General features: G+C 32.5%; 6 protein-coding genes. 5 read left to right on the forward strand and 1 reads right to left on the reverse strand.

The annotated features are described in order from the left end of the window. Positions 1-113 precede the first annotated feature (113 nt). From GY065_RS12775 to GY065_RS12790, 4 genes are all read left to right on the forward strand, one after another. Positions 114-488 carry a hypothetical protein gene (locus GY065_RS12775; RefSeq protein WP_210766775.1) on the forward strand — a complete coding sequence of 125 codons (375 nt, stop codon included), beginning with the start codon at positions 114-116 and terminating at the stop codon, positions 486-488. Positions 489-867: 379 nt separating this feature from the next. Beyond that, positions 868-1,041 (forward strand): hypothetical protein, encoded by a 174-nt coding sequence (locus tag GY065_RS12780; protein ID WP_174834449.1) that lies wholly within the window; start codon positions 868-870, stop codon positions 1,039-1,041. A gap of 3 nt (positions 1,042-1,044) precedes the next feature. Then, the gene (locus GY065_RS12785; RefSeq protein WP_174834451.1) at positions 1,045-1,530 is read left to right on the forward strand and encodes a hypothetical protein; all 486 of its coding nucleotides are present in this window, start codon (positions 1,045-1,047) and stop codon (positions 1,528-1,530) included. A gap of 204 nt (positions 1,531-1,734) precedes the next feature. Next, positions 1,735-2,235: a hypothetical protein gene (locus tag GY065_RS12790; RefSeq protein WP_174834453.1), complete on the forward strand. Its 501-nt coding sequence runs from the start codon at positions 1,735-1,737 to the stop codon at positions 2,233-2,235. A 59-nt stretch (positions 2,236-2,294) separates the two neighbouring features. On the opposite strand, the gene GY065_RS13445 is transcribed toward GY065_RS12790, so the two are convergent. After that, the gene (locus GY065_RS13445) at positions 2,295-2,474 is read right to left on the reverse strand and encodes a SymE family type I addiction module toxin (protein ID WP_367439176.1); all 180 of its coding nucleotides are present in this window, start codon (positions 2,472-2,474) and stop codon (positions 2,295-2,297) included. 243 nt (positions 2,475-2,717) lie between these two features. Between GY065_RS13445 and GY065_RS12800 the strand changes: the two genes are divergently transcribed. Then, positions 2,718-3,531, forward strand: an 814-nt coding sequence (locus tag GY065_RS12800) for a hypothetical protein (RefSeq protein WP_174834454.1), incomplete at its 3' end; no start/stop codon positions are given.

Here is a 3,531-nt window from a genome sequence, read left to right on the forward strand (position 1 = left end):
AACCGAAGTGCGTATCGACATACTGAAGAACGCTACGACTACAGCTACGATGCCCTCGGCCGGTGCATCGGCTGGATCGTGACGGTAAGCCATGCAACCGCACCAACTTCCCGATGGTTGTGGCCGTCACAAATGGGGTGGCGGAACAACATGTAGAAAGTGAGACAAATATGAAGACAGCAACAGGATTTACTAATTTATTGAAAATTTCTAAAAATATTTCTTATTATGAGGCATGTTATATTTATGTTGATTTAGATTTTGATGATACAAAAAAATGCATTGAATCCGCCAACTATTATCTTTCTGAAACGAGAGATGAAGATGATGATATGGAAGAACAGGAAGATAAATATCTAGCTTGGCTGGAGTACGCAACATTTTTGGCAATTATTGACAATAAACTGGAACATCACCCTAATGCCTCTGAAGACGATTTAATAGAGGCTGTGATTTATTATCTTGAAGAAGATGATTTTCTGGATTAATAATAAAATCGGCAATATACATGAATAAAGATATTTAATTAAGATAATTTTAATTTTTATTAGTATAAAATTGGATAGTGCTATATTCGCATAGATGTCATTATATAAAGACACAGTAAAGAAAATAGCAACTAAAACCTGATCCACTTTAATCAGTTGCTCAGCTTCCGCGGACTGCAATACAGCTACAACGAACACGGACGTACCCGCACAAACAAACTGCCGGCAGTACCCAGTATTACCATTACGATGCCGTACACCGCCTGGCCGAAGTGCGTATCGGCATACTGAGCGCTACGGCTACGATGCCCTTGGCCGGTGGAAAAATAATAGAGCAAAAACTACACGCAAACCTCAAGGTCATTTTAGTGATAACAGAATGATAGAAGAAGCGTTTGATAAAGAACCTAAAACACCTGGAGTACATAATGTCAAAGTATCACAACCATCAAACGTGTATTATCCTGATGGGACTACAAAAACAACTGATATTGTAAGAGTTGTAATCAGAGACAAACCTATTACTGCTTATCCATATGTTCCTAGAGATTAGAATATGAATATTAATTTAATTATAAAAGAAAAACCTACTGAATTGGATGAGTATCTAAATCAGGATGATATGGAATTACTACCTTTCCAATTTGCTCTTCTAGAGCTATCCCAGTATGTAAATGGTCACATTAATATTTCATTCAAAAATCAACCAAGTATTGTTTTGGATTTGTTTGATGATTTTATGGTATGCTTTGACGATATAATCAATCTTATAAATGCGACCAAATTAGCACATTCTAAAAAAGAAGAAATATGGTTTTGTGAGCAAGGTTCGGATTTCTATTTATTTTATGAAGTTAAAGATAAAATAATTTATTTAACCTTTAAAAAAGGAAAATCTGTAGGTCTGCCAAATAGAAATACACCTGATTTTTCTGTAGAAGTAAATAAAATAGAATATTTTAAGCAATGGGAAAATTTGTTCCAAAAATTAAGCATTATTTTTGAAAAAAAACTTCATAAAAAAATTCCTCTACCCTTTTAATTCTTAATAACGTGTAAAAGCTCGAATAAATCAATATAAATTTATTTCAAAAAATGATATTCAAAATGCTCGATCAAATAATATATTAAAACAATCGGATGGACGTTGGGTTGTAGTAGGATCGAAAGACAGATTTCATCTGATAGAAAAAAATGGTTCTGAGATTGCTACCTCATTTATCAAAGAAATGAAAGGATGTAAACTATGACTCTGTTAATAGGTGATAAATCACGTATAGCTGTTGAATATTCAATACATAATCGGGAAATGTTTTTTGGTTGTGCGAGATTATGGTTTAATAATTCATTTATTGGAAGTTTTAGTGATCCCATATATCTTGATGGATATTTGCTTGGTGGATGTTATGAAATACTATCTAAACCGATGCTTAATGATAGATATTCATTTGATAATCCGGTTAAAATATATGAATCAATTTATGATGACCAGTTATGTGATGATGATGATTTACATGACTTAGCACTATCTTATCGTATTAATTTTGGTACGTGGTCAGATTATTTTAATATTTATTCGTATAAGTTATCAGAAAGCACTGGCGCGATTTTATGGAAATTAATTGATAAATATGATGAATTGAAAGACTTAATAAATTATCCGTCATGTGTATTTTATGAGACTTTTAATTATAGTGATTTAATTGAAATCATGGATCAACTTAATTCTATAAAAACACAACAGTAAAATACAAGGGGTTGGGAAAAATAATCGGCCCCTTTAGTTCATTTTATTGCCTAATTCCACTAAACCAGTATATTCTTAACCCCATTAACCACCTGTTTAGCCTGATAAAGCTGCTCACGCAGTTCCTGCACCCGGTTACCCTTAGCCATCAGCACAATACACTTGTTTGAAATCTTTACCGTCACGCCACGCACGGTCTTGAATCCCGCCTCTGCCAGCCAGTCGCTCCTAAGGTACAGGCCGAGACTTCATTATGTTAAATCAATAAATACTTATACCGGAAATCAGTTTTCCGCCCTGCTCAGAACCATTAGAACTATAGCTTACCTATAAAGCTATCTATCTTGAATACAAGAGAATTATCAATATAACATAAAGCTGTTTTGTACATTTTTAAAGCTAAGATAAAAACAATCCTTCATATTTTTATCTTATTTTGCTATTATTTAATTTAATATTAATAATTTTAAAAATTATTGACAATGAAACATCTTATTCAGCAGATTATATTACTCATTTTCTACTTAGTCTTCATTGACTTTGTACAAGCAAGTCAAACAAGTGTTTGTCACACCGACTCTCCTTATTATGATTTGTTGATTGAAAAGGACGGCATATATCTGCAAGAAACAGTGAAAGCTAAGAACAAAATTAGTTATGTATCTCAATCAAAAGCACGCTTAAAAGACATCACAGATAAAGGCGCTCGGATTATTTCTGATGATGGTGACAGGATACTTGTATTATCTAATGCAAAATACTTTTTTATACCTAAACACTTATATAGAACCCTCAATCAATATAAAATTACCTCATTATTTAATGAAAATGAGGTTAGTAAAATTGTTTCTAACAAATTTTTTCTGGTTTCTGGTTATTGGTATTATGCCTCTTATGCGTTAGATGGAGAATCCTATAAACACAAAATACCTGAACTTAAAGGAAATTTAGAAATCATTGCCGTAGCCGTAGTAAATAATAAATATTTGGGAAGGTTTAATCATTTTGGGTCTATTGTATTAAAAGATGATGAGGGTTATCAAATTATATTAAAAGATGATAACGCAGTGTATGTCTACGATATAAGTAAGAATAAACTTGAAAAAATTCCTCATCTCACACCTTCACAAACACATTTTTTTCAGACACATCATTCCCATCCAAAAATTTACTACTTGTATGACGATGATACATTTTATCTGATTGATAAAGACTATAAATACACAGACATTACCGAAGAGTTCAATCTGCAAGGTAAGTATAATGGGTTTACTAAAGCAGAGATGCACACTAATT

The organism is Snodgrassella sp. ESL0323 (assembly GCF_013346865.1).
In the GTDB taxonomy this organism is placed as follows: Bacteria; Pseudomonadota; Gammaproteobacteria; order Burkholderiales; family Neisseriaceae; genus Snodgrassella; species Snodgrassella alvi.

Excerpts from the sequence above, each read along its gene's own strand:
- GY065_RS12780 (WP_174834449.1), top strand. The coding sequence starts at position 868 with ATGATAGAAGAAGCGTTTGATAAAGAACCTAAAACACCTGGAGTACAT.
- GY065_RS12785 (WP_174834451.1), top strand. The coding sequence starts at position 1,045 with ATGAATATTAATTTAATTATAAAAGAAAAACCTACTGAATTGGATGAG.
- GY065_RS12790 (WP_174834453.1), top strand. The coding sequence starts at position 1,735 with ATGACTCTGTTAATAGGTGATAAATCACGTATAGCTGTTGAATATTCA.
- GY065_RS12775 (WP_210766775.1), top strand. The coding sequence starts at position 114 with ATGGTTGTGGCCGTCACAAATGGGGTGGCGGAACAACATGTAGAAAGT.